The organism is Desulfovibrionales bacterium (assembly GCA_028715605.1).
Lineage (GTDB): Bacteria > Desulfobacterota > QYQD01 > QYQD01 > QYQD01 > QYQD01.
Genome location: JAQURM010000001.1, coordinates 320,157 through 346,790, shown reverse-complemented (window position 1 = coordinate 346,790; position 26,634 = coordinate 320,157). Strand labels below are relative to the sequence as shown.

Genomic DNA, 26,634 nt, shown 5'->3' with positions numbered 1-26,634 from the left:
GGCATACCTTTACTGCAAGTTAGGGCCGGATGAAAAACACCAGCTCATAAAAGAGGACGGGTGCGGCCAGGATAACCCCATCTATGCGATCCAGCATCCCCCCATGCCCCGGAAAGAGTTTGCCTGAATCTTTCACCTGGGCAGAACGTTTAAACATGGACTCCACAAGGTCTCCAATTTGAGCGGTAATTCCCAGGGAAAGGGCCAGAAAAACAACCTGTCGCACAGTTATCCAGGGGAAAAAATGAATGCTCATGAGATAGGCCGCCCCAATGCTGGCCGCCAGCCCCCCGATAGCCCCTTCTATGGTCTTTCCCGGACTTACACGCGGATAAAGCTTATGACGTCCCAAGAGAACACCTACGCAGTAAGCGCCGGCGTCACCCGCAAAGACTACGGCCAAAAGAAATAAAATCCAGATACGTCCCATGGCCAGATGTCTTATAAGAACAAGGTGAGATAGGGAAAAGGCCACATATACCAGACCGGCAATGAAAACGCCCATTGAATAAATGACCTTGGGATGAGGCTCATAATTGAACAAATAGTATGCAAGACTCAAGGCCGTGATTAAAAAAAGCACTGCCAGGGTGCAGGGGAAGGAAAAATTATAACTGGAAAGGACGATGAGGCTGCCTAACAAGATGCCGAAATAAACCGGGAGGGAGAGATCGATTCTCCCGGCCAGGGCGTAGTACTCCAGCAAACTAATGGCCACAGTGGCCAGAATCACCAACAAAAAAACAGACCTGGGCCCATACCATATAACGGCTATTAGAAGGGGCGTAGCAATCAGGGCGGTTATTATACGTTTAAGGTGCTGCATAGGCGCCTTTAATCTGTTCACTGGTCAGGCCAAAACGCCGCTCTCTTTCCTGGTAATCCAGGAGGGCCCTTACGAGGTCCTCTCTACGAAAGTCCGGCCATAGGACGTCGGTGATATAGTTTTCCGTATAGGCCATTTGCCAGAGGAGAAAATTGCTTAAGCGATATTCTCCGCTTGTTCTTATAAGGAAGTCCGGATCAGGCAGTCCGGCGGCGGCGGTATCCAGGGTCTGGCTTATATATCCTTCGCTTATTTCATCCGGTAGCAGGGCACCCTGGTTTACCCTGCGCGCGATCTCCCGCACGGCACGCACGATCTCATCACGACCGCTGTAACTTAATGCCAGGGTGAGAACCATATCCTGATTAGACTCTGTTTGTTTAACCGTACGCAACAAGACCTCATAAACAGGCCGGGGAAGTCTTTTTATCTCCCCGATAGCCCTTAGCGATATCCCGTTGGCAAGCATCTCCGCCAGTTCTTTTTCTAAGTAATCAGAAAGGAGACCCATAAGGGCATTGACTTCACCTGGCGGGCGTTGCCAGTTTTCCTGAGAAAAGGCATATAAGGTAAGAAACTTAATCCCTATCTCCCGACAAGTCCGGACTACCTCGCGCACAGATTCAACACCTCGCCGGTGACCGGCAATCCGAGGCAAAGAACGCGATTTCGCCCAGCGTCCATTTCCATCCATGATTATGGCTAAGTGCCGGGGCAATTTTTTTGGATCTAACAACGGACTATCTGAATGAGGCAAAGTCTGCGACCCCTACATCGAGAGATAACTTAGGGAATGACCGGATAATTTCCAGGGAGAGAAAATATACTTAAATGGCTATTTATTAAAATGCCAATATCTCTTTCTCCTTTTCAGCGTAAAGCTGCTCCACTTTTTTAATATAATTATCTGTTATCTTTTGTACCTCTTCCTGCACGGCAAAGGCTTCATCCTCTGAAATTATCTTTTCTTTTTTTAAACCCTTAAGTTCTTCGTTGGCATCGCGGCGTATATTCCGAAGGATAACCCGGTATTCCTCGGTGGTTTTTTTAACCAATTTAACGATCTCTTTCCGCCGTTCTTCTGTAAGAGGCGGTATGGCTATCCGTATAATTTTCCCGTCATTTGCCGGTGTCAACCCCAGTTCTGATTTAAGTATGGCCCGCTCAATATTGGCCAGGGCATTGGTATCCCAGGGCTGAATAGTAATAAGCCTGGGTTCCGGCACAGTAAGAGAGGCCACCTGGCTAAGCGGCAACATGGAGCCATAATAGTCCACTTTAATGCCGTCAAAGAGGGAAACAGATGCCCTTCCGGTACGCATCCTGGCCAGCTCATGTTTAAAGACCTCAATGGTCTTTTCCATTTTAGCCTTTAAATCTTTTAAGACTTCGTCCTTCATGGTTCGGCGCCCTGCACTGTTGTTCCGACCGGTTTTCCAAAAATAGCTTTCTTAATATTCCCCTTTTTTTGAATATTAAAGATTATTATAGGCTTTTGATGATCCATAGCTAAAGAAATAGCCGTGGCATCCATAACGCGTAATTTTTTCTGCAATACATCCAGGTAAGTCAAGTTGCGAAACATCCTGGCCTTTTTATCTTTAAGAGGGTCCCGGTCATAGACCCCGTCCACTCGCGTGGCCTTAAGAATAACATCGGCGTGAATCTCCATGGCGCGGAGGGCGGCGGTGGTGTCCGTGGTAAAATAGGGGTTACCGGTACCGGCTCCGAATATAACCACCCTTCCTTTTTCCAGATGCCGGATTGAGCGCCGTCTTATGTAGGGTTCGGCTACTTCCCGCATCTCAATAGCGGTCTGCACCCGGGTCTGGACGCCTTTTTTTTCCAGGGCATCCTGCAGAGCCAGGGCATTTATCACCGTAGCCAACATGCCCATATAGTCAGCAGAAGCCCTGTCCATACCCTGGGAAGCGCCGGCTATGCCCCGAAAGATATTGCCGCCGCCAATGACCACCGCCAGTTGTACGCCCAGTCCCATTATCTCTTTAATCTCTTCGGAGATAAAAGTCAGGACATCGTGGCTTATGCCAAATGATTGACCGCCCAACAGGGCCTCACCGCTTAATTTTAGCAAGACTCGTTTATACTTGGGGGTCATCAGACCTATTCACCATTTTCACCGAGCTGATACCGCGTAAAACGTCGAACAGATACGTTTTCTCCGGTCTTGGTTATTAACTCATTTAAAACATCCTGAATGGTAAGGTCGGGATCGCGTACATATTTCTGCTCCAAGAGGCAGATTTCACCATAATATTTTTCTAGTCGCCCTTCAACTATCTTGTCCAGGATCTTCTCCGGCTTTCCGGTTTCAACAGCCTGGGCGCGGTAAATCTCCTTCTCTTTTTCTATTACCGCGGCATGGACATCCTCTCTGCGTAGATAAATCGGATTGGCCGCAGCAATATGCATGGCTATATTCTTAACAAATTCCTGGAATTGGTCTGTCTTGGCCACAAAATCTGTTTCACAGTTAACTTCTACCAACACGCCTATCTTGCCGCCGGCATGGATATACGCCCGAACAGCTCCTTCGGTCATCGCCCGGCCAGCGCGTTTAACGGCCACGGCCAATCCCTTTTTGCGAAGGTAGGCAATTGCCTTTTCCATATCTCCCTGACATTCCTTAAGGGCTAACTTACAATCCATAATGCCCGCATTGGTCTTATCGCGTAATTCCTTTATAGTATTTGCCGAAATTTCCACCATTCTTACCCCCTTAAAACTAGACATATTATCAAAAGATTAACCACAGCGCGGCAAAGCCGCAACCAAAAACGCTTTGCGCAAATTTCAAATGACAAAACCCAAAGTTCAAATGAAGTTCAAATGACAAATGTCAAAGGCGCTTCTCTATTTGAGCTTTGACATTTGGTAGTGATTTTAATTTTGAGCTTTGAATTTTGAACTTCTTGACATCGCAAGGGTTAACCTTCATCCTCTGCCGAGGCCGGTAACAATTCTTCTTGTGGCCCAGTATCCCCTGTCAACCCTACCGACTCGGTCTCCGCCGCAGTCTTATCAGTTACGGCCTGAAGGGCCTCCTCTAAACGCCCCTTGCCTTCTAAGCAGGCATCGGCTATTCGTGAGGTGAGAAGCCTGATAGCCCTTATCGCATCATCATTTCCGGGTATCAGGTAATCAATACCGTCGGGATCACAATTAGTATCAACTATAGCAACAACAGGAATGCCCAGCTTTCGGGCCTCGGTTATGGCGATATACTCCTTCCTGGGATCAACCACAAAGAGGGCCCCGGGCAATTTTCCCATCTCTTTGATACCCCCCAGTGATTTTTCTAATTTAACAATCTCCTTCTCCATTTGAAGGATTTCTTTCTTTTTAAAACGATGGATGCTTCCATCCTCCTTCATGGCTTCCAGAGTCTTAAGGCGGTCGATGCTTTTACGGATAGTCTGGAAATTAGTTAGGGTGCCGCCCAACCAGCGACTGTTCACATAAAACATACCGCAGCGGTTGGCCTCTTCTGCAATAGACTCCTGGGCCTGTTTCTTTGTCCCCACAAATAAAACAGGTTTTCCCCCGGTCGTCGCCTGCACAACAAAATCGTAAGCAGTCTTGAATAATTGCACGGTCTTTTGCAGGTCAATAATATAAATGCCGTTTCTAGTGCCAAAAATGTAAGGTTTCATCTTGGGATTCCACCGCCTGGTCTGGTGACCAAAGTGGACCCCGGCTTCCAATAATTGTTTCATGGTAACATAAGACATAATATTCCTCCTGTTCCTTGGTTAGTTCCACCACCCTCCGCATCTCACCGTTAACCCCGCCCAAGGCGGACACCAAGGCTAATCAGAGGGTGTGTGTATTTAAAACGTTGCTTTTTAACACAAAAAAGGCGCCTTTGCAATTAAAATCAGATAGTTCTCAAAAAGGGTTTATATACTGATCAGCTGCGATATGAAGCATTTATACGCACATAATCCGCTGACAGGTCGCATGTCCAGACGTTAAAATCACAAGGACCTCTGTCCAGGTCTATGCGCAGGATAAATTCTTCCTGACGCATAGCCCCGGTAGCCGCCATTTCTGCCTCCGGTCCGCAGCCCAGGCCGTTTTTAACCAGGGGGAACGTGTTTATAGCAACGCTCACCCTCCCCGGATCCATGGGGACACCGGACCTTCCCAGAGCGGCCATAATCCGCCCCCAGTTAGCGTCTTCCCCAAACAGCGCTGTCTTTACCAGGTTGGAATTAGCCACGGCGTAAGCGGCCTTACGGGCCTCGCCAACAGTGCCGGCGCCGGTGACACGAACCTCCACCAGCTTTGTGGCTCCCTCGCCATCCCGTACGATCCTCCTGGCCAGGTCTATAAGAAGCTCGCCCAGCAGCTTTTCAAAAACGCCTCTGCCCGCAGAATCGTCAATATCTATGCGCTTATTATTGGCTTCGCCACTGGCCAGGATTATCACCGAATCGTTAGTGCTCATATCTCCATCTACCGTGATCCGGTTAAAAGACAGCGAAACCGCGCGATGCAAAGATGCCCTCAGGGCATCGGCCCTTATGGCGGCGTCGGTCATGACAAAACAGAGCATGGTCGCCATCTGCGGCATAATCATCCCTGCCCCCTTGGCTATAGCCGCCATACGGATGGGAACGCCGTCGATATTACCTTCGCGAAAGGCTGTCTTAGGCATCTTATCTGTAGTCAGGATAGCCCGGCTGACCTCAGCCAGGCGGTTCGGCGCAAGGGACTGCGCCAGGGGGGGAATGGCCCCTTTAATCCTCTCCATAGGCAGGAACTGACCGATAACGCCGGTCGAGGCCACCAGCGCCAGTTTTTCTTTTATCTCCAAATGTTTTGCCAGAACACGCGCCGACTCCCGGGCATCCTCCAGCCCCTGCTCTCCGGTACAGGCATTAGCGTTCCCGCTGTTTACAAGGATGGCCTGAGCCGCTCCCCGACGCAGGCGCTCCCGACTTATGATGACCGGCGCAGCCTTGACGCGATTTCTGGTAAATACGCCCGCCGCCACGGCCGGCTTCTCGGCATAAATCAGCCCTACGTCCAAACGCCCCGGCTTTTTGATGGAGGCCCCGGTAGCCGAAAATAAAAAGCCTTTTATCTGCTGGTTATTTTTTCCCACAGCACTTTTTATATTTTTTGCCGCTGCCGCACGGGCAGAGTTGATTGCGCCCGATTTTTTCGGCCTGCCGCCGCACAGGTTCTTTCTCTTCTTCACCTTCGTCGCCACGGGTTAAAGAGAATTCCTGCCTTTTGGGACGCTGATAAGTCTCTAAATCCGCCTCCCTGGCCAACTGAACGCGGAAGAGGGTAGAGACCGCTTCTTCTTTGATGCGTTCCACCATGGCCATAAACATCTCGTACCCTTCCTTCTTATATTCCTGTAACGGGTCTTTCTGTCCGTAACCACGGAGTCCTATCCCCTCTTTCAGGTGATCCATATTGAGCAGGTGATCTTTCCAGAGACTATCTACGGTCTGTAAGGTAATAAAACGCTCCAGGGATCGAAACGTTTCTGTACCGAACTCTCTTTCCCTGGCTGCATACGCCTCTTTTACTCTGGCCAACACCATATCTTCCAGGGTGCCCCGGTTAAAATTACGGACTTCTTCAGGGGCAAAGGATAGGTGAATAGAAAACTGGCTGTAACACCGGTCGGCCAATCCCTTCAAATCCCACTCTTCCGGCAGGCTCTTTTCGTCCGCCACGGCATCCACCATAACCGAAACAATATCTTCGATCATTTCTCCGATATATTCCTGCAGGTTATCGCTGCCCAAAATTTCGCGCCTCTGTCTGTATATAACCTCTCTTTGCTGGTTCATGACGTCGTCATATTCCAGGAGACGTTTTCTGATCTCGAAATTCTGCGCCTCTACCCTCTTTTGCGCATTTTCTATGGCCTTGGAAACCAGGGTGTGTTCAATGGGTTGGTCTTCTTCCATACCCAGTTTGTCCATGATAGAGGAGATACGTTCCGAACCGAATATGCGCAAAAGGTCATCTTCTAAAGAAAGATAAAACCGCGAAGAACCCTGGTCGCCCTGACGTCCGGCCCGGCCGCGAAGCTGATTGTCAATACGCCTGGCCTCGTGTCTCTCGGTGCCCACAATATGCAACCCGCCCAGATCAGGCACACCCTCGCCGAGGACAATATCCGTACCCCGGCCGGCCATATTCGTGGAGAGGGTTACGGCCCCTTGCTGCCCGGCCCGGGCCACGATCTCCGCCTCCTTTTCATGGTGTTTGGCGTTGAGCACGGAATGCCTGATGCCTTCCTTGCGTAAGAGGCTGCTCAAGCGTTCTGACTTCTCAATCGATATAGTTCCCACCAGCACCGGCTGCCCTTTGGCATGGAGTTCTTTTATTTCCCGTGCGACAGCCTTGAATTTTTCATTCTCTGTCTTATAGATAGCATCCGGATAATCGGTACGGATCATGGGCATATTGGTGGGGATAATGACTACCTCAAGATTATAGATTTTCTGAAATTCCACCGCTTCAGTATCTGCCGTACCGGTCATGCCGGCCAGTTTCTCATACATGCGGAAATAATTCTGGAAGGTAACGGAGGCCAGGGTCTGGTTCTCACTCTCAATTTTAACTTCTTCCTTGGCTTCCAGGGCCTGGTGCAGCCCTTCACTGTAGCGGCGGCCGGGCATGAGCCGGCCCGTAAATTCATCCACAATGATAACTTCCCCATCTTTGACTATATAATCAACGTCTTTCTTGAAAAGGGTATGGGCTCGCAGGGCCTGGTTCACATGGTGCAACGTCTCTATATTTTTAGGATCATAGAGATTGTCTGTCTTGAGCAATTTTTCCGCCTTGGCTACACCCTCCTCGGTCAGGACCACAGTGCGTGTCTTTTCCTCCACCACGTAGTCTTGTTCTGATCGGAGTTTTGGGATAATCTTATCTACACGATAATAAAGTTCTGTGGACTCTTCCGCCGGTCCGGAAATGATAAGCGGAGTACGGGCCTCATCTATAAGGATACTATCGACCTCGTCCACCAGGGCGTAATAAAAATCACGCTGCACAAAATCATCGACGCTAAACTTCATATTATCGCGGAGATAGTCAAACCCGAATTCATTGTTAGTGCCATAAGTAATGTCCGAAAAATAGGCCTGCTTGCGTTCGGCATCGTTCAGCCCGTGCACTATTACCCCGACCGAAAGGCCCAGAAATTTATAAATCCCACCCATCCATTCGGCGTCGCGTCTGGCCAGATAATCATTCACGGTCACCACGTGCACGCCCCTTCCGGTAAGGGCGTTGAGATAGACCGGTAAGGTAGCCACCAGCGTCTTCCCTTCGCCCGTTTTCATCTCCGCAATCTTACCCTGGTGCAGGACCATGCCGCCCATAATCTGTACGTCAAAGTGGCGCTGCCCCAGGACCCGCCTGGAAGCTTCCCGGACTGCGGCAAAGGCCTCCGGCAAGAGATTATCGAGAGATTCCCCGTTTGCCAGGCAACTTTTGAATTCTTCCGTCTTCCCCCGGAGCGCATCGTCGCTCAAGGCCTGCACGGACGGCTCAAGACTGTTTATGTGGCTGAGCGTTAAGCTTAATCTATTTACTTCCCGCTCATTTTTAGTGCCAAATACCCTGGCTAATAGACTGCCTATCATCTTTACCCCGAACAAATAATAAATTTCTATTTAGTTTTCATCCGGAAACTACCGTTTCTGGCCTACGGTCGGCCTAAGGCCGGATGGAGCAATCAGCGCTCAGCTATAAGCATGAAGCCGGTTCACCATTCACTGTTGACCGTTTACCGAAAGAAAATGTCGGACAACGGTTAACGGTTAACGGATAACGGATAACAAACATGCTGACAGCTCATACCTCTAACAGCAAAGCTACCTCATCACATTGAGGGAATTTGTAACATTTTATGCAATCGCTCCAGATCTTTTGCGGCAAAGTCGCCTTATCAATCTTTATAAATCCAAGGCGCATAAAAAAATCCGGCCGGTTTGTCAGGGTAAATATCCTGTAAATACCCAGGGTAATGGCCTCGCTGATACATGCCTCCACCAGACTTCTCCCTATTCCACGCCTCTGAAAATCCTCAACTACAGCCAGTGATCTGATCTCTGCAAGGTCTCCCCAGCAAATATGCAAAGCGCAGCTACCTACGACCGGCCCATGGTCGCCATCCTGATAAACATAGAAATCGCGCAGGTTATCGTAAAGCTCGCTTAACGATCGACCCAATAGATCGCCTTGTTTGGCAAACGTGCTAAGCAATTGATGGATATTGGCGACATCAGATATGCGGGCCTTACGTATCATCTACTAATCCTTTGTGCTTTCGCCAGAAGTAACCGGGATGGAAACTGTAGTTATGAACAGCCTGGTGTTTTCCTTCTCTGCTATACGGTCGGCAGCGCTATTGGCGTCGCTTACGGCACTAAACCGCCCGATCTGTACACGGTACCATACACCGGCCCGTGGTATCTCACCCTTGATAATAAAGACCTCATACCCTTTCTTTTCCCACACGGCCTTCAATTCTTCGGCCTTAGCTGCGTCGCGAAGAGAGGCCACCTGTAACGTATAAAAAACATTAGGAGATGGCCTTGTTTTTCCAGCGCCTGTTGCCTCTTCTGCCTGAAGGTTGCCAGGCTCCTCAAGGCCTGGCACAGGTTGACCGCCCTGGTTCATCTCCTGCCCTAAAAGATCCTCTCCTTGTTGAGTGGTAACCGGCGTCAGAGGTTTATTTCCCTCAGGTTGCTGCCCGCCTTGAGTCGCAGGTGGCGAGGTCATGGCCTCAAGTTCTTTGTTAACACTGCTGAACATATCCCGGCCTACCCATATGCCAAAGATAAACATCCAGAGAAGGACGCCAAGGGCAGCTATACCTATGGTTACCAACCCGCCCCGGCTGATTTCAAACTGATATATACGTCGGTCTTTCTTCCCTTTAGAAGCCATAGTTACTCCCACTTGACCTACAGGGACACACGGAGAAAATAAGCTTTCAGCGATCAGTTGTCAGCCGTCAGCATGTTTGTTATCCGTTAACCGTTGTCCGACATTTTCTTTCGGTAAACGGTCAACAGTGAACGGTGAACCGGCTTCATGCTTATAGCTGAGCGCTGATTGCTCCATCCGGCCTTGGGCCGACCGTAGGCCAGAAACCTTGTGTTTCCGGATGGAAGCCCATCACATCTTATCCGGCGCCGAGACACCCAGTATCCTGAGGCCGTTTTTCAATACTTGCTGTACTCCCTGGATCACGGCCAATCGAGCCTGCGTAAGCGGCTCGGTGTCACTTACAATGCGGTGTTTATTATAAAAATTGTGCAGCACCGCGGCCAGATCGCCCAGATAAAAGGCTATGCGGTGCGGCTCAAGAGTTGTAGCGCTGTCCTCGATTACTTCAGGATAAAAAGAGAGTAGTTTCAGTAAGCGAAGCTCTTCCGGAGCAGTCAAAAGCGACGTATCCACTTTAGCTACAGGCCATATCTCAATGCCTTTTTCTGCCGCCATCTCAAAAACGCTGGATATGCGGGCATGGGCATATTGCACATAATAAACCGGGTTTTCCTGGCTCTGGCTCTTGGCCAGGTCAAGGTCGAAATCCAGGTGGCTGTTTGACCGCCGGGTCAGGAATATGAAGCGGGCTGCGTCTTTGCCTACCTCATCGATGACTTCCCGCAGCGTAACAAATTCACCCGAGCGGGTGGACATAGCCACCGGGCTGCCGCCGCGCATCAAATTTACCAACTGCACCAGGATAATATGCACCTTTTCTTTAGGCTGACCGAGGGCCTCCACCGCGGCTTTAAGCCGCGGGACATAACCGTGGTGGTCAGCTCCCCATATATCGATTATGAGGTCAAAACCTCTCTCAAATTTATTGAGATGATAGGCAATATCTGAGGCAAAGTAGGTAGTAGCCCCCTTCCCGCGTACCACTACCCGGTCTTTTTCATCACCGAGGGCCGAGGCTTTAAACCATAACGCCCCCTCCGCTTCATAAAGAAAGTCTCTCTCTCTGAGTATATCTATGGCCCTATCCACCGTACCGGTGTCAAAAAGGCTCTTCTCACTAAACCAGTGATCGTGAAGGACGTTAAAATCCGTAAGATCCCGCTTGATACCCTCCAGAATAACCTGCTGTGCCTCCCGGGTAAAATATGGTATGGCCGGCCCTGTAGATTCGTCTAGAAAACGTTGTCCTTCCCGCTCAATAATGGCCTGAGCGATATCCTTTATATAATCGCCCTGATAATGGTTAGCCGGGAATTCGATTTTCTCCCCTAAAAGCTCCCGGTAACGCAGATAGGTAGAGGCCCCCAGGGTCTCCATCTGAGTGCCGATATCATTTATGTAATATTCCCTTGCCACCTGGAATCCGGCCGCATCCAGGAGATTAGCCAAGCTGTCTCCTACGGCTGCTCCCCGTCCGTGTCCTATATGCAGAGGACCGGTAGGGTTGGCGCTGACAAATTCCACCTGTACTTTTCGTCCCTGGCCTATTTTAGATCGCCCATAATTCTTGCGCTCCCGGTCAATCTCCGCTAATGCCTCCCGCCAGCAGCTATCTTTTACGAAAAAATTAATGAAACCCGGGCCTGCCACCTCTACTTTTGTCAAAAAATCGGCGCTTTTTTCTATCTCTTCAGACAGCGCCTGAGCAACATCGCGCGGGCTCTTTTTGAGAGAACCGGCCATTACTAATGCTACATTCGACGAATAATCGCCGTGGGTCTCTGTTTTGGGCCTTTCGAGCTGAAAGACGGGAACATCTTTATATTCTATTCCCTGCCGGTCAAAAAAGGCCTTTATACTATCCAAAACTACTAGTTGCAGTTTTTTTCGCATCTCTAATCCATATAATGTCTTTAAATTTATAAACCGTTTGACTGTGTTGTCAAGGATTGACTGTAAAGCGCGGATTACGGCTGCCTACGGCACAGAGAAGGTCATAACTGATAGTCCCGGCTCGGTCCGCCACCTCATCTACAGAGATAACCTGATCACCCTGTCTTCCAAAAATGACCACCTCATCATCTATAGCTGCGCCTTCAATGTGGCTCACATCAATCATGGTCAGACACATACACACCGTGCCCAGCACGGGCGCCCGTTTCCGACGTATCAGCACCTCTCCCCGGTTGGAAATAGAGCGGCTGTATCCGGCATCATAGCCTACCGGCACTACAGCAATAGTCTTTGCCTCGGGTGTAACGTACCTCCGGCCATAACTGATCGAGGCGCCTGCCGGTACTTTTTTAACCTGGATCACCTTACTTTTAAAGGTCATTACCGGCCTTAGCGCCGCTACGCCTTGCATGTCCTTACCGGGATATGCGCCATAGATCATGATACCCGGTCGTACCAGGTTCATCCGTGCCGCCGGGTAGGCCATCAGCCCTGCCGAATTGGCAATATGATTTTGGGGAAGCTCAAACCCTAACCCCCTGCCGATATTAATAGCCTCATTAAAGTGTTCTAATTGACTCAAAGTGTAATCCCTATCATTACTGCTGTCCGCACAGGATAGATGCGACATAAGCCCTAAGACCTTGATGCCTTCCTTCCCACGAACGTAAGAAAGGATAGCCGGCAAATCAGTTATGCCTACACCCAGACGCCCCATACCCGTATCAACTTTTATGTAAATGCCTGCTACCCTGTCTCTATTTTGGGATTCTCTGGAAAGGGCATCTATAAGCTCAAAGTTATAGACCACAGGAGAGATATTGAACTCAACAATCTCAAATGCGTCCCGCTTTGATTCCGGCAGGTGCAGGATAACAGGAGTCCAGACGCCGGCTTGCCTTAAAGTTACGGCCTCCTCCATTATGGATACGAAGAAGCCATCAGCGCCTTGCTCTTGAAGGGCCTGTGCAACCGGAATAAGACTATGTCCATAGGCATCTGATTTTACTACAGGGAAAACTGCCACTTCTGGTTTGACCAGCCGTTTTGCCTCGCTGAAGTTATGCCTTACGGCTGAGAGGTCAATTTCAACCCTGTTTAGTGCCATTTTATGCAGCGCCGGCCCGTGCTATCGCCCCATAGAAATAAGTTTCGAATCTTGCGTAACTTACCAGATTGCATCCCGTGTTACAAGGGCTTTATGGCTCCGGTTTTCTCCCATTTTTTTATGGAACCCCTCTATTCCTTTGCTCCACGGCTTTCGCAGTGACCCTACCGGGGTTCGCAGGTGGGGAATACTTGCCCCTTCCAGCCACTAAAGGGCCGGCTTTCCCCTTCCTGCTCACCTTCGATGGGTCCCCCACTGCTCCAGCAAGTTTCGCTCAGGAATAAGGGGTTCCTTTCTCACCAAGGCCACAGGGCGCCAAGGGCTTCTACGCTTTTAAAAACATCTTCCTCACGATGGGGCTCAAGGGTAACTATCGGCCTGGGTGAGCAATTATTCAGTAAGGAAAAAAGGGAGTGGAAGTCTATGTTCCCACACCCAAGGGCCAAATGGGAATCGGTGTCCCCTAAATTGTCATGCAGGTGAAGCTGTCCCAGATAAGGCCGCAGTTTTCCCAGCCACTCGCCAATATCCGTACGGCCAAACACATGCCAATGACCTATATCAAAGCAAAAGCCGGCGTGGGGCGAGTTAAGCTGTGACAAAAGGGCTACGTGGAGGTCTGGAGTTTCCTCATAAACATTTTCCAGCATCACCTTTGTTCCTGCGCTCTGGGCCAGCTCTGTCAAAGGCAACCAGGACTCAACACTCCTTTCCAGCCAGGAATCAACCTGGTTTTGATAGCTTTGACTGTTAAAGCCGGTGTGGCAGACCACACTGAGCGGCTCAAATACCGGCAGTAGTTCAAATGCCTGACGTAGCCGCCTTATAGTAGCTTTTCGCATAAGTGGATCGGGTGAACCCGGCACCATATCCATAAAAGGGGCGTGCAGGGTAACAGAAAGGTCTTCCTTACGCAGGAGGCGGGCTATCTCTGTAAACTGAGACAGGGAAAATTCATCCAGCGCCGGGCTGTCTATGCCGATCTCCGGGTTGATACGGTTCTCTAAGACCACCGGCAGGTATTTGCTCTTGAGGAGGACAAAAGGAACGTTTATCTGGACAGCACGGATCAAATGGTTCATTTCCAACAAACGCCTCTCTTATCAGTTCTGTTTAGTCTGATGTCTCTATTTGAGGCCAGCATAGTATGTTTTTGAGTCCGGATCAAGCCCGGATCTCCAATTTTTAAACGAACACACCCGATAACATCTTGACATACCTATGTAAAATGAGTAACGTACCAATTCAACGAAGAAATATTCCCATTTATAGGGCTACTAAATAATCTTTTACGTTAAGGATAGGTGCCTTGGCCTTTAATCCTCAAAGGAGCAAAAGAAGCCAATGCTTTCCATTGTGAATGAAATGCAGTTTAAAGACGGAGACTATATATTTAAAGAGGGAAGTTACGGGGATTGGATCTATGTGATCTTATCCGGACAGGTTGAAATCTCAAAATATTGCCGGGGGCAAAAGGTTATCGTAGAGACCTTAAAAGAAGGTGACGTCTTTGGAGAAATGAGTTTTGTCGATAAAACGCCGCGCTCCGCCTCGGCCATAGCCAGGGGTAACGTATCTCTGGGTATCGTGGACCGTGATCTCCTGGACCATGAATATAATAAACTGTCGCAGGATATGCGCATGGTATTCAGGGCCTTGGTAAAACGCCTGCGCGAAACGACCGCTAGAATTAGCGCATTTTCCGGCCGCCAGGATCAACGGGCGGAGAAGCCCCTGGACATTCAATTCAAATCCGGCCGGGATTTCACCAAGGCTTATGCCGTCAACATAGGAGGCGGGGGGTTACTGGTAAGAGTCGATGAACCGGTGTCTGTGGGGACAAGATGCGCGGTATGTTTCAATCTTCCGGGCGAAAGCCTTCCTATTGAAACGGATTGCCAGGTGGTATGGTCAAGCCTGGGGACGGAAAAGGATAAAAAGATAGTAATGGCTGGATTACAATTTATAGACCTGAAAGCCAAAGATAGAGACAGGATAAGCTCTTATGTTAATAAGGTCAGCCAGCTTGAACAGAAATAAGAATATTAAACATGCAATGTAAGCCTATTCTATAAAATATGCCATCCAGGGAAGATACAAATAATCTGCTGCGCAACATCCCCTCCGTGGATGAAATATTATCTCTTTCAGAGACACAATCATTGCTTGAAAAATATCCCCGCCGCCTGGTGGTATCCACTATCCGCCAGGTATTGGAAGGGATCCGCGGCCAACTCCTGGCCACAAACAGTCAATCATCCCATGTAGATACCTCTTTAGACAATATCACGGAATCGTTGAAGGAATTTTTAGGTCAAGCTGCCCGGCCTAGTCTCCGCCCTCTTATAAATGCCACGGGAGTGGTTATCCATACCAATCTCGGCCGGTCACTATTAGCGGACGCAGCGGTTGAACAGATGAACGCAATCGCTGCCGGTTATTCAAATCTGGAATTTGACCTGTCTGCCGGACGGCGCGGCAGCCGGTATGTGCATGTGGAAGAGATACTGCGTCAGTTGACTGGCGCTGAGGCCGCCCTCATCGTTAACAACAACGCGGCGGCTGTGCTCCTGGTGCTGGATACCCTGGCCAGAGGTAAGGAGGTTATTGTCTCCCGCGGACAGTTGGTAGAGATAGGGGGCTCTTTCCGCATACCGGATATAATGGCCCGAAGCGGGGCACAACTAGTCGAAGTGGGCACGACCAACCGAACCCATCCGGCGGACTATGAACGGGCTATAACTGAGAATACGGCCTTTCTAATGAAGGTCCACACCAGTAACTTCCATATAATAGGTTTCACTTCCGAAGTTCCACTAGCAGATCTGGTCGCGCTGGGTAAAAGACATGGTCTTCCGGTGGTGGAGGACCTGGGGAGCGGATGTTTTGTTGATCTTTCCCGCTACGGGCTGCTTAAAGAGCCCACCGTCCAGGAGGCACTCCAAGCCGGGGCAGATATAGTGACCTTCAGCGGGGACAAGTTATTGGGAGGGCCCCAGGCCGGTATCATCCTGGGCCGGGATAAATTTATCGGGCAGGTCCGAAGCAATCCCCTGAACAGGGCGCTGAGGATCGATAAGTTAACACTGGCCGGCCTGGAGGCCACGTTAAGGCTGTACCTTGACGATGAAGGGGTCGTCAAACAGATACCGACACTACGGTTATTGACCGTGCCCATCGCTGAGATCAACAAAAAGGCATTACAGCTTTACCGCCGCCTGACAAAGGCAGCCGTGGATCATCTTTCGTTGCGGGTTATAGATGTTGACTCCCAGGTAGGCGGTGGAGCCCTGCCGCTTCAGAAATTGCCTAGCCGGGCCGTAGCCGTCCAGCCAAAGGGATTCTCCGTAACAGAACTGGAAGCCAGGATGCGAAGCCTTTCCCGCCCGGTCATCGGCCGCATTGAAAACGATCAATTTATCATGGACATGCGCACAGTGAGTACGGAAGAAATTCCCCATATTGTCGAAGCCGTCAAAACAGTCCTTTCGGAGTAAGCCAACATGGTAAAAAGGCTCTCCATAACTTCATCGGAACCACAGGATATATTCCTCTTCCAGGAGTATATAAAAAAAGACTTAAACCTTCTCTTTCAGGCCCAAGATGTACTCCTTTTGCCTGCGAACTGTGCGCCAAATCTTCTTACCCCTCTGATTACCAAAAGCAAAATGGAAACAATTCCCCGGAATACCCCCACACACCCCCTTGGAAAAAACAACTCTGTATTCCTGCCTTTTATATGGCAAAACGAGCCGCTCGGCATAGCTATATTTAAAGATACGGCCGGGACATTTAAAAAAAATATACTAGCCAGCCAATGGTCAAAGCTCAGCCAATTAATCCTGGAAAAAGTCCGGGTATATAAGACCTATTTTACAGATACGGAAAGCGGCGCACTGGCCCCGGAACTTTTTAAAGATACCCTTATCCAGCTTATAACTACAGACCTGAAGGGCAAGGATACTAAACCTGTACCCGAACCAGAGAGCTTTCCGGATCTGTCCGGCTCGCATACCAGGTTTTCCATAATCTTTATGGAGGTACTCTTTCGGCAGTCACTAAAGCGCCGCCCTAACCCGAGTCTTAAGCCGGGCCGTCAAATGGGATTCTGGGCGGATATTATCCCGGCTATAAAAAATGAGCTGAAAGGCGTTGATCTTTCATGCCTGTTTCGCAGAGACAAGTCGGCCTTAGCCCTGATCGTGCCCTTTTGTGATGAGGAGAGGGGCCGTAATATAAGCCTGGCCCTATTTGAACTCCTTAATAAAAGACGCCTTAAGGATGGAATCAAGGCAGCGATAGGGTTTCTGTCCTATCCAATAAGTAGCAACGAAAAATGCCGGAATCTGCCGCCAGGAAAATTATATGATCTTATTATCGGGAAGGGTAAAGAGATTTTAGCCGTGGCCCAAAGCAGGTTCGATTATCCTCTTTGTTTTTCCCGGGAGCTTGAAGAGACCTCTAGCCTTAAAATGGCGGCAAATATTCATCGGGTTACGGATAAGCTGAGAAGGAAGTGGGAAAAAACGAAGAGATTTTCCCTGATATTGGCAAGATATGATGACCAAAATGGAAAAGAGGACTATAGTCCCTTCCTGGAAAAGATAAATTCCTGGTTATCACCGGGGCAGTCGATCCTGCCGTGCACTGAGGATTCCTTTTTCGTTTACCTGCCGGATATCAGCCCGGAAGAGGCCCTTCTTGCAGGACAGAATTTGAAATCTCAGATAAAGGAAGACTGCGGCAAGACCGTAACTATGGGCCTGGCCGGTTATCCGTTACTTTACTATGAAAAAGAGGAGATCACTTTTAACGCCTACAAGGCGCTTGTGCATACTGATTTCTTTGGCCCGGACACCATTACCGCTTTTGACGCCGTAAGTCTCAATATAAGCGGGGATACGCTCTTCAACGCAGGCCATATCCATGGCGCCATAATGGAATATAAAAAGGGACTATCCCTCGATCCGCAAGACGTCAATCTCTTAAATAGCCTGGGCGTTTGCTATGCCCGTCTTAAATGGTATAACAGGGCCATCTCCTGTTTTGAGAAGACCCTATCTATGGAAAAAGATAATTTTATGGCCCAATACAATCTGGGGTTGGCCTATCTCAAAACCGGCATACCGGATAAGGCCTTTTTGGCCCTGCAACAGGCGGCTTCTTTGAACGGAAATCATTTTGACATCCTCTTTCAGATGGGGAAGTTATTACAAGAACAAAAAAGAGGGGCGGAGGCCGTTGGTTATTTTCAAAAGGCAGCGCAATGCCCGGATGCCAAGGGGTATATATACCGATACCTGGGAGAAGCTTATCTCGGCTTGAATCTAAAAAAAGACGCCATGACTGCATTTAAAAAGGCGGTTAAGAGCAACCCTGCTGACGCCTTCTCCTTCAGTTGGTTGGGTATGCTTTATGCTGAACTAAAAAACGACCTGGAAATTGCCCGTACATTATGTCAAAAAGCGCTCGAACTCGATCACCAAAACAGCCTCTATTGGAAGACAATCGGGCGGATTTATTATCTCAAAAATGATTATCCTCAGGCCATCCACCATCTTAGCGAAGCCCAGCGCCGGATGAAAAAAGACCACGAAATCTACTATCATTTGGGCCTGGTTTATGAAAAAATGGGTGACATAGCTGAGGCCAGGAGAAAATGGCAAAAGGCGCTCAAGGTTAATCCCCTTTTTAAAGAGGCCCGGATTGCGCTTCAGTCGTACGATTGAGGAATAAGTAAGAACCCTGTCCTTTTTAAGATCATAGTCCTCACGTCTTAAACAACAAAACGCACGTTGCAAGATTCTTTACTTCAAATCTTTACATTTACAAAAAAACATTTTCCCCCGATAATATAAAGTTATAGTGCACGTTATGAAAACAAAAGCTCACTAAGAGGAGGGAGGCATTTTTATGAAAAGCAAAGAAAAGGACTATTACCGGTCCCTGTACGAAGTGGCCATGGTAATAAATTCCAGCCTGGATCCGGCCACGGTCCTGGCAAAAATAGCGGAACAAGTTACTTTGGCCATAGAGGCCAAGGCCTGTTCTATAAGACTCCTTGATAAGCAAGGGAAACGGCTGCTTTTAGGGGCCTCTTATGGGTTGAGTAAGGGATATCTACGTAAGGGTGCAGTAGAAATAGAAAAAAGCGGCCTTGACCAGGAAGCCCTGGCCGGCAAGAGAGTTACTATCCGTGATGCGTGCACCGATCCACGATTCCAATATCCGGAAAAAGCAAGGGAAGAAGGCATTGCCTCGGTAATGGTACAACCCCTTATGATTGAAGATCGAGCTATAGGCGTACTACGCGTCTATTCCGCTACGTGCAGGGATTTTGCCCCTGAAGAAACAGAATTTTTGACGGTCATCGCTAACCTCAGCGCCATCGCCATTGAGAATGCCCGCTTACATCAGGCCCTTAAAGCAGATTACGAACTTCTGGCTGCTTATGAATACAGACTTTTTGACGATTAAAAAGGGGAGAAGAGCTATGAGAAAGGCAAAAATAGGTATAAACGGGTTTGGCCGCATTGGCCGCCAAGCGTTAAAGGCTATACTGGAAAGACACCCGGAAAATTTGCAGGTAGTGGCTATTAACGATCTGTTTGATGCGCCTACCAACGTCCACCTGCTCAAATATGATACCAATTATGGAATATTTAATGTTCCGGCAGAGATCCTCGACGGAGAAATGGTCGTTGGTGATTGTAAAATTCGTAATTTTTCAGAACGGGATCCAGCCCAGATACCATGGCATGAGGTCGAGGTTGACATCGTTATAGAATGCACCGGCCTCTTTCGCACCGGGCCCAGGGCCAATATGCACAGGGAAGCAGGGGCCAAAAAAGTAATCATAAGCGCTCCGGCCAAGGAAGAAGATATCACCATTGTTATGGGAGTTAACGAGGAGGCTTACGACCCGGTCCTCCACCATATTATCTCTAATGCTTCTTGTACTACTAACTGTCTCGCTCCCCCGGCAAGGGTCGTCAACAATCAATTTGGCATTGTGAAAGGTTTTATGACCACGGTACATGCCTATACCAACGATCAACGCATCCTCGATCTGCCGCATAAAGACCTGCGAAGGGCGCGCGCTGCGGCCTGCAATATAATTCCCACCTCAACCGGAGCAGCAAAAGCCCTAGCGCTTGTAATACCGGAACTCAAAGGCAAATTCGACGGATATTCATTAAGGGTCCCTACGCCTACCGTATCCGTGGTAGATTTCGTAGCGCTACTGGAAAAAAACATCACTACAGATGACCTGAGGAAGGCCCTAAAAGACGCGGCTAACGGTCCGTTAAAGGGCATCATGTCTTATTCGGAGGATTTCCTGGTTTCCTCTGATTTTAAGGGTGATCCCCATTCAAGCATAATAGATGCAGAATTCACACAGGTGCTGGGAGGCAACCTGGCCAAAGTCGTCTGCTGGTACGACAACGAATGGGGTTATTCCTGTCGTCTTGCAGACTTAGCTAACCTTATAGCCGAAAAGGGGACTTAAAGCTATGCGCTAAAGAAAAACAGCGGAATGCCGATAAGAAAATAGAAGCGTTAATCAACAGGCTAATCCATAAATAAGGACAATAGTGAAAACGGCATCCCGCTGGTTGATAATACCTGTGCTATGGACTTATTTCACATGGGTAAGTCCCGGTGCAATGGCTTTAGATACCAATTGTGACAACTGCCATGCCTCCTACAAGGCCGTAGTTATGAAAGGCACACAGGATCAAGGTTCAGGGCATTGCACCCGGTGCCACACGGCCATACAGGCAGGCAATACCGGCAAGGCCGGATCAACCCCTTATGTTTATCACAATACCGGGACGGACTTAGCCGGTGGCAATTTTTATTATGTCGGCCTTCACGGTAGCCGCCATGGCCATAATGTGGATGGGTTTACGGATATAGGGCCGGATACTATTAATGCGCCGGGACTAAACGACCCCTCCTCGAACTTCACCAGCGTCCGGCTCACGTGTGCCGGTAAATATGGCTGCCATGGCGACCGTACCAATATCTCACCACGCGAAGCCATGAAGGGAGCCCACCATGCCTACAACTCTGCCAAACCGTCCGATGGAAAGACGGTAGCGACAAGTTACCGGTTTCTGTCGGGGGTTACCGGAAGGGAAATGAACGAAGACGGCTACAAATGGGAATACAAGACTGCCGCTGATAAGCATAACGAATACCAGGGGTCTGATAACTGGCGTGATCCAAAGAGCATAAGCTATTTATGCGGTCAATGCCATGGCAGCGATGCCTTGGGCGGCAGTACAGGTAACTTTCACGGTGCGGCCGGCATCGGAGGCAAGGGCCCCTGGTTAAGACACCCGACAGACATCCCCATCCCGGACGGGGAATTCTCCGGTTATACGGAATATAACCCGGTTGTGCCCGTTGCCAGACTGTATCTCGATCGCGCAAAAAATCCGTCAGAAGTGAACGTCTCGTCAGGCAATGAGGTGGTAATGTGTCTGTCCTGTCACCGTGCCCACGGTTCGCCCTATCCGAGTATCCTCCGCTTCGCTTACGACGAAAACATGTCCTCTTCAGGCTCTTGTCGTACCTGTCACCGCAATCACTAAAAATTTATCCAGCCACGAATGAACACGAATCTACCCCAATAAGGCAGGCATAATGAAAATTTATACAGGACCCTGTATCTATTCGAGTTCATTTGTGTCAATTCGTGGCCGAAATGGCTAAATCGGCATTTGATTCTTCAGCATGATGGCATATACCTTGTGTTGGAAAGGATGTACCTGGGGAAACTTTTCAAACAGCCAGCCTTCAAAAACGTTCTTATTGTCTTCGTAAACGATTATCTGCGCAGCCGGGTTTTTAGATTCATTAGAAAGTGATGTTATACCCTGGGGAGACATGGAAAAATTAGGCAGAAAATTTAACACCTTAATTTTTATCTTACTATTAGGAAGTGCGAAATCCTTGTTAATCCCCACCACATAATCCTTTTTTTCGTTCGTTTGTTTATTAACCACGGCTATCACCACCGCTTTCCATTTGCCCTGTACCTCCCGGGGGACAACCACCGGTGCGTGGCCTTTCGTAACCGGTCTTGACTCCGGTTTTTGTTCCCCCCTCTGGATAGCTTCAAGCATCTCCTTCGGGAATTGTTTTCCCATGGCCGGGGGCATCTGCTCTTGCCCGTCTGGAGCAGGTTCGTGCATAGACGGTTCAGAAGGCATTGCCGGCTTCTCTTGCGCCGTTTTTATGTCTTCCTTTTTCTGACACCCGCCAGCCAACAAAATCCCTCCTGCAATGAGTGGAACTGCAAGCATCCCGATTTTTTTGAACGTATCCATTATTCCATGTCCTCCGTATTAGTATAAAACCCCTCACGTGATTAAACTAAAAACCACGGTGAGGGGTTCTAAGTTTATTATCTTATGACTCGGAAAACCGTTATATTTAACCTAACTATTGCTCCAAACGGCCGGCCGGGATAAAGACCTGTAGGCGATTATTATCGGCGTCAACTATAAACAACCGATAATCAGAAGCCACTTCTACCCGATAGGGGAATATGAACTTCCCCTCCTTCCACCCCTTTTCGCCTATCTCTCCCTGCCAGTTCCCGTTTCGGTCCAGAATGACGATTTGATGCCGGTGAGAATCCAGGACGTAAATGCGCCCCTGTCCATCCACAGCTATGTCCACTGGAAATTCAGTTTCTCCGCGAAGATCTCCGCGCTTACTAACCTGGCGGATAATCTTCCCTTCTTTATCAAAGAGATAGACTATACCTCGTCGGGCCTCAAGCGCAACTATGTTACCGTCCTTAGCAACTGCTACCGCTGAGAATCCCGTGAACGTCGGTTCAGGAGGATTTATATGGAGCTTATACGTTAGATTGCCATCAAAAATGTAAATTCTCTGGTTCCCTTGATCCACGACATAGAGATTGTCCTTATCATCTAAGGCCAGGCGAGTAGGCCAAAAGGATGAAGCATCGGGAAATCCATCCGTAAAAATGCTGCGTCTCTCGCCGGTCTCAGGATTATAACTGATAATTCCCTGAGCGCCCCGCTCGATGACTATAATCGTCCCCCGGCTGGTCTCTACAGCGCTAATGGGTAACGCCATTTTGTCGGATTTAAATTCAGACAGGAACCGGAATTTCCCCTCACTATCGCCAAAGAAAAGCAGGCGGTTATTGCCGGTATCAGTCACAAGCAGTCTATTTTGGGCAGGGGACCAAAAAAGTCCCTGGATCTGCTTCAATTTGCCCATGCCTTCCATCTGTGTAAAACCAACTTGGAGGGCAAGGGGGGTCTTTTGCTGGGCAAAACAAAAATCAAGTGCGAAAAAAACCGACATAATGCTACACAACACGAGGACAATTAATAAAAGCCTGATCCTGCCAAACATCAAAGCCATACCGCAAGCTCCTTAATCTCTTTTATGGCACTCTATGCACAATTCCTTTTTGCGGTCGAAATAAAGCATAAATTTGTTTTCAGCAGTGTGCATCCCGTGGCAGGTAGTGCAATAAGTCGGCTGGTTAGTCCGCGGATCTATAGATTTTTCCCTGAGGGGATGCGATAAGCTGTGCTCTTTTTTATGGCAACTCATACAGATATCAACTCCGTCGCCTTTAAAGTAGCGGGGCATATTTGCGGCGTGTGGATCATGACAATGGGAACATCTTCCCTCCTTGATAGCCGTACAGCGGATGCCCTTTTGTTTCTCGATGGATGCCTTCTCACGCCGGTCCGTGTCGGCATGGCAGGAGATGCAGAGCCATTTCTCTTTCTTCCAGATAAGGCCTTTATCCTGCGAGGCATGAGGATTATGACAGGTGGTGCAGGCCTTACCTCCTCCGGCGTGAACATATATCTTAGACAGCATATCCTTCTTATTACCATGGCAATCAAGGCATAATGTCCGGCCGGTCAACTTTGTTGTAAGGGGCTTATTTGCTACAATCGTATCGTGGCATGCCTCACACTTTTGATCGACAAAAGACTGATGGGCTATAGGGTTGAAAACCCCTTTCTTGTTTGAGGCATGGGGATTATGACAGCTGGTGCAGTCGGCATTCTGGAGGACAAAGGCCAGAGAAACCCCCTTACTCTTGCACTTAATACCATGACAATCCTGGCAAAGACGATTTATATTTTTCCTTACCAACCCTTCCTCCCTGGAGACATGGGGCTGGTGACAAGAAAGGCACTTTTTCTCCCGGAAGGGCGGTATGGAAAAGGAAAAGGTAAGCTGCTTTTTTACGCCCTCATGGCAGTCCAGGCATAAGCTATTTGCTTCTTTGGCCAGTAGATTTCTGTGTGCAGAGGCATGGGGACTGTGACAACGCGTGCATTTATCATGCAAAAGAACGGAATGAACGTACCCGCGCCCCAGTTCCTGTGCCAATCCTTTATGGCAACTATAGCAGAGCTTATTTATGTCATCCTTTAAAAACTTATCCTGGTTCGCGGCGTGAGGATTGTGACAGGCCATGCACTGGCCCTTGGCCACAGGATCATGTATGATTTTCTGCGCAAATTGCTTTTTTAACTGGCTATGGCAGCTATAGCAGGTATCAGCCGAAGGCCTTGCCGCCAGCGCCTCACTTGTAAGTATCCAGGCAAAAAAGGTCAACAAAGGCCATATCGCAAACTTAACCCTCATATTGTTAACATCTCTCCATCTCATAAGCTTTCCGGGTATCGCGGAAATTTCGCCATTCGTCCCATATTAAATACGGGGGTTGTCACTTATTTTATTTATGGCACAGCCTGCAATCTCTCTTGGCAAAAGGACTGTGCTCATTTTTCTTCAACAAACTTCCTTTAGCGGCTATATGTGGTTCATGACACTCCAGACATAAGCTGGTATTTTGGAGCAACCCTTGATGCGCCTTGATATTAGTAGGTTTATCGGCGGCATGGCACTGGAGACAGAGGAATGGATCACGATTGGCCAAAAGTCCTTTTTCTTCTCCGTAATGGGGTAGATGGCAGCCGCGACAATTGCCTTGCTTGACCGGCATATGCCCCCGAGCCGAACGCAACGCCTCCTTTAGCTGGCCATGGCAGGACAGACACAGCTCGCCGGTTTGGTTGAGGAGCAAACTGGCAAGTTTTGTACCGTGCGGGCTATGGCAGCTAATGCAGTTCCCTTCCTTTATGGGTTGATGTACGGCCTGGGCATCTTTTCCTTTGGCCACGAAATTCTTATGACACTTCAGACAGAGTTCAGAAGGTGGGATCATCTGCTGCATAGGATAATTACTGGCATGGGAGTCATGACAGCCCTGGCATTCTCTTCTCATAAACGGCGGGTGACCCTTGCCTTCTATACCTATATTCTTCATTTCTACATGACAGGAGAAACAAATATCAGTCCTGGAATGCTTGAGAAGAGACTTATAATTCGCTCCGTGCGGCTTATGACATCCTGTACAATTCTTTTTACTTACGGGCGTATGAACGTATGCCTTATAAAATTTATCTCTGGCCTCCTTATGACAGCTGTAGCACAGGGCCTCCGGAGATACGCTCAGCATTCCCTTATAATTGGATCCATGGGCGTTGTGGCAGGTCGTGCACTGATCAGCTAGAAGAGGTTTATGTATATAAGCTGCGCTTAGCTCTTCCTCCGCCCTCTTATGACACCCGAGACAGAGCTTCTTTTTTTCCATTTTGAGCAATTGCTTATTAGCCGCAGCATGCGCATCATGACAGGCCGTACAACCCTGCTTTTTGAGTGGCGCATGGGGCACACCTGCCTTCAAAGAGCCTGTCTTCTCTTTATGACAGGCAAAGCAAAGAGAGTTAACATCCTTAACCAACTGGGGGACAAAATCCGTGGCATGGGGACTATGGCAGACCAGACACTTACCCTCTTGTATGGGCTTATGCCGGCAGACCTGTTCAAATCGCTTGGCGACCTGCTCGTGGCAGGAATAGCAAAGAGCGCCATCCTGAGCCACCGCCTTTAGCGGCTCTTTATCTGCAGATGGACGGTGGCAGGAACTACACCTTTTTTCCGCCAGAGGCTTATGTATAGAAGGCCTTAGTAACTTAGGATGGGCTGTGGCATGCGGGTCATGGCATCCCGTACAATGCGCCTTTTCCACCGGATAGTTCTGATGCGCTGCCCGGAAAGAGGCGCTCCCTGAGTTATGGCAACCGAGGCAAAGCTCTGTCTCAGGTTTTACAAGATGATCGGCCTGGGGTGAGGCATGAGGTCTGTGGCAGGTCGAGCACCCCTTTTCTACCGGGGCATGGACTTTAGCGCCTTTAAATAGCGTCTCCTCGTGGCAATCAAAGCAAAGGCTATTACCCTGCTTTTTTAAGAAGAGCTTATTGTCACCGGCGTGTGGGGCATGACAGGGTATGCATTTGCCTTCTTTTATAGGGGTATGAACCGCAACTTTTTCACTTATCCCCAGTTTTTCCGCGGCATGGCAGGTATAACACAACGCGGCACCCGGTTTCTTGAATGTCCTGATGGGTATCTTACCATGGCGATCATGGCATACTTCGCAGTCTTTTTTGAGCGCCGGACCATGGACATAAGGTTTTTTGAGATCATCGAATTTCTTGCCATGACAGTCCAGGCATGCCTTCGGAGCAAAACCTCGCTGAGGTCTGGTTGGACTTTCAGCACAACTTAAAACGATAAGGGCGATCGCTAGTACAAATACTGCAATGCTTATGGCGTTAAATTTTATTTTCCGAGTCTCACACCAAAGACAGCTTCGCCGCAAGCGGACGTGCTTCGAATTTTTCATGCGCTGCACCATATCATC

At 48.9% G+C, this 26,634-nt stretch carries 23 protein-coding genes; 6 read left to right on the top strand and 17 right to left on the bottom strand.

Translation table 11 applies throughout. The features are described 5' to 3' along the window. Positions 1-19 precede the first annotated feature (19 nt). The 13 genes from PHT49_01625 to PHT49_01565 all read right to left on the bottom strand — a co-directional run bounded on the left by PHT49_01625 (position 20) and on the right by PHT49_01565 (position 13,927). A complete protein-coding gene (locus PHT49_01625) occupies positions 20-847 on the bottom strand; it encodes a phosphatidate cytidylyltransferase (protein ID MDD5450580.1) in 828 nt (275 codons plus the stop codon). Further along, on the bottom strand, positions 813-1,562 hold the full coding sequence (locus PHT49_01620) for an isoprenyl transferase (protein MDD5450579.1): 750 nt from the start codon (positions 1,560-1,562) through the stop codon (positions 813-815). Before PHT49_01620 ends, PHT49_01625 begins: the two co-directional genes overlap by 35 nt. Positions 1,563-1,668: 106 nt before the next feature. Next, a complete protein-coding gene (gene frr / locus PHT49_01615) occupies positions 1,669-2,226 on the bottom strand; it encodes a ribosome recycling factor (GenBank protein MDD5450578.1) in 558 nt (185 codons plus the stop codon). Continuing rightward, complete coding sequence (gene pyrH / locus PHT49_01610; GenBank protein ID MDD5450577.1) at positions 2,223-2,948, bottom strand: UMP kinase; 726 nt, start codon at positions 2,946-2,948, stop codon at positions 2,223-2,225. The genes frr and pyrH overlap by 4 nt, the downstream gene beginning before the upstream one ends. Before the next feature lie 2 nt (positions 2,949-2,950). Further along, entirely contained in the window at positions 2,951-3,553 is a 603-nt protein-coding gene (tsf, locus tag PHT49_01605) for a translation elongation factor Ts (protein ID MDD5450576.1), read from the bottom strand. Between the two features lie 221 nt (positions 3,554-3,774). Next, positions 3,775-4,578 (bottom strand): 30S ribosomal protein S2, encoded by an 804-nt coding sequence (rpsB, locus tag PHT49_01600; protein ID MDD5450575.1) that lies wholly within the window; start codon positions 4,576-4,578, stop codon positions 3,775-3,777. A gap of 179 nt (positions 4,579-4,757) precedes the next feature. Then, positions 4,758-5,957, bottom strand: a complete 1,200-nt coding sequence (gene argJ, locus PHT49_01595; protein ID MDD5450574.1) for a bifunctional glutamate N-acetyltransferase/amino-acid acetyltransferase ArgJ — start codon at positions 5,955-5,957, stop codon at positions 4,758-4,760. Then, complete coding sequence (gene secA / locus PHT49_01590) at positions 5,944-8,472, bottom strand: preprotein translocase subunit SecA (protein MDD5450573.1); 2,529 nt, start codon at positions 8,470-8,472, stop codon at positions 5,944-5,946. Before secA ends, argJ begins: the two co-directional genes overlap by 14 nt. A gap of 211 nt (positions 8,473-8,683) precedes the next feature. Further along, positions 8,684-9,139, bottom strand: coding sequence for an N-acetyltransferase (locus tag PHT49_01585; GenBank protein ID MDD5450572.1), 456 nt, complete (start codon positions 9,137-9,139; stop codon positions 8,684-8,686). Between the two features lie 3 nt (positions 9,140-9,142). Then, the gene (locus tag PHT49_01580; GenBank protein ID MDD5450571.1) at positions 9,143-9,781 is read right to left on the bottom strand and encodes an SPOR domain-containing protein; all 639 of its coding nucleotides are present in this window, start codon (positions 9,779-9,781) and stop codon (positions 9,143-9,145) included. A gap of 231 nt (positions 9,782-10,012) precedes the next feature. Further along, complete coding sequence (gene argS, locus PHT49_01575) at positions 10,013-11,677, bottom strand: arginine--tRNA ligase (protein ID MDD5450570.1); 1,665 nt, start codon at positions 11,675-11,677, stop codon at positions 10,013-10,015. A gap of 49 nt (positions 11,678-11,726) precedes the next feature. Continuing rightward, positions 11,727-12,845 carry an alanine racemase gene (gene alr / locus PHT49_01570; GenBank protein MDD5450569.1) on the bottom strand — a complete coding sequence of 373 codons (1,119 nt, stop codon included), beginning with the start codon at positions 12,843-12,845 and terminating at the stop codon, positions 11,727-11,729. Between the two features lie 296 nt (positions 12,846-13,141). Continuing rightward, positions 13,142-13,927: a sugar phosphate isomerase/epimerase gene (locus PHT49_01565; GenBank protein MDD5450568.1), complete on the bottom strand. Its 786-nt coding sequence runs from the start codon at positions 13,925-13,927 to the stop codon at positions 13,142-13,144. 283 nt (positions 13,928-14,210) lie between these two features. Here PHT49_01565 and PHT49_01560 point away from each other — a divergent pair, with 283 nt between their 5' ends. The 6 genes from PHT49_01560 to PHT49_01535 all read left to right on the top strand — a co-directional run bounded on the left by PHT49_01560 (position 14,211) and on the right by PHT49_01535 (position 21,445). Next, positions 14,211-14,885 carry a cyclic nucleotide-binding domain-containing protein gene (locus tag PHT49_01560; protein ID MDD5450567.1) on the top strand — a complete coding sequence of 225 codons (675 nt, stop codon included), beginning with the start codon at positions 14,211-14,213 and terminating at the stop codon, positions 14,883-14,885. 38 nt (positions 14,886-14,923) lie between these two features. Next, the gene (gene selA / locus PHT49_01555) at positions 14,924-16,342 is read left to right on the top strand and encodes an L-seryl-tRNA(Sec) selenium transferase (GenBank protein ID MDD5450566.1); all 1,419 of its coding nucleotides are present in this window, start codon (positions 14,924-14,926) and stop codon (positions 16,340-16,342) included. 6 nt (positions 16,343-16,348) lie between these two features. Further along, positions 16,349-18,574, top strand: coding sequence for a tetratricopeptide repeat protein (locus tag PHT49_01550; protein ID MDD5450565.1), 2,226 nt, complete (start codon positions 16,349-16,351; stop codon positions 18,572-18,574). A gap of 184 nt (positions 18,575-18,758) precedes the next feature. Continuing rightward, complete coding sequence (locus PHT49_01545; protein MDD5450564.1) at positions 18,759-19,322, top strand: GAF domain-containing protein; 564 nt, start codon at positions 18,759-18,761, stop codon at positions 19,320-19,322. 16 nt (positions 19,323-19,338) lie between these two features. Then, on the top strand, positions 19,339-20,355 hold the full coding sequence (gap, locus tag PHT49_01540) for a type I glyceraldehyde-3-phosphate dehydrogenase (GenBank protein ID MDD5450563.1): 1,017 nt from the start codon (positions 19,339-19,341) through the stop codon (positions 20,353-20,355). A gap of 157 nt (positions 20,356-20,512) precedes the next feature. Next, positions 20,513-21,445, top strand: a complete 933-nt coding sequence (locus PHT49_01535; protein ID MDD5450562.1) for a cytochrome c3 family protein — start codon at positions 20,513-20,515, stop codon at positions 21,443-21,445. A gap of 117 nt (positions 21,446-21,562) precedes the next feature. Here the strand turns inward: PHT49_01535 and PHT49_01530 are convergent, their stop codons facing one another. The 4 genes from PHT49_01530 to PHT49_01515 all read right to left on the bottom strand — a co-directional run bounded on the left by PHT49_01530 (position 21,563) and on the right by PHT49_01515 (position 26,616). Beyond that, on the bottom strand, positions 21,563-22,183 hold the full coding sequence (locus PHT49_01530; protein MDD5450561.1) for a DUF2155 domain-containing protein: 621 nt from the start codon (positions 22,181-22,183) through the stop codon (positions 21,563-21,565). A gap of 115 nt (positions 22,184-22,298) precedes the next feature. Continuing rightward, complete coding sequence (locus PHT49_01525; GenBank protein MDD5450560.1) at positions 22,299-23,258, bottom strand: NHL repeat-containing protein; 960 nt, start codon at positions 23,256-23,258, stop codon at positions 22,299-22,301. Between the two features lie 12 nt (positions 23,259-23,270). Beyond that, a complete protein-coding gene (locus PHT49_01520; protein ID MDD5450559.1) occupies positions 23,271-24,533 on the bottom strand; it encodes a cytochrome c3 family protein in 1,263 nt (420 codons plus the stop codon). 67 nt (positions 24,534-24,600) lie between these two features. Continuing rightward, positions 24,601-26,616, bottom strand: a complete 2,016-nt coding sequence (locus PHT49_01515; protein ID MDD5450558.1) for a cytochrome c3 family protein — start codon at positions 26,614-26,616, stop codon at positions 24,601-24,603. Positions 26,617-26,634 lie beyond the last annotated feature (18 nt).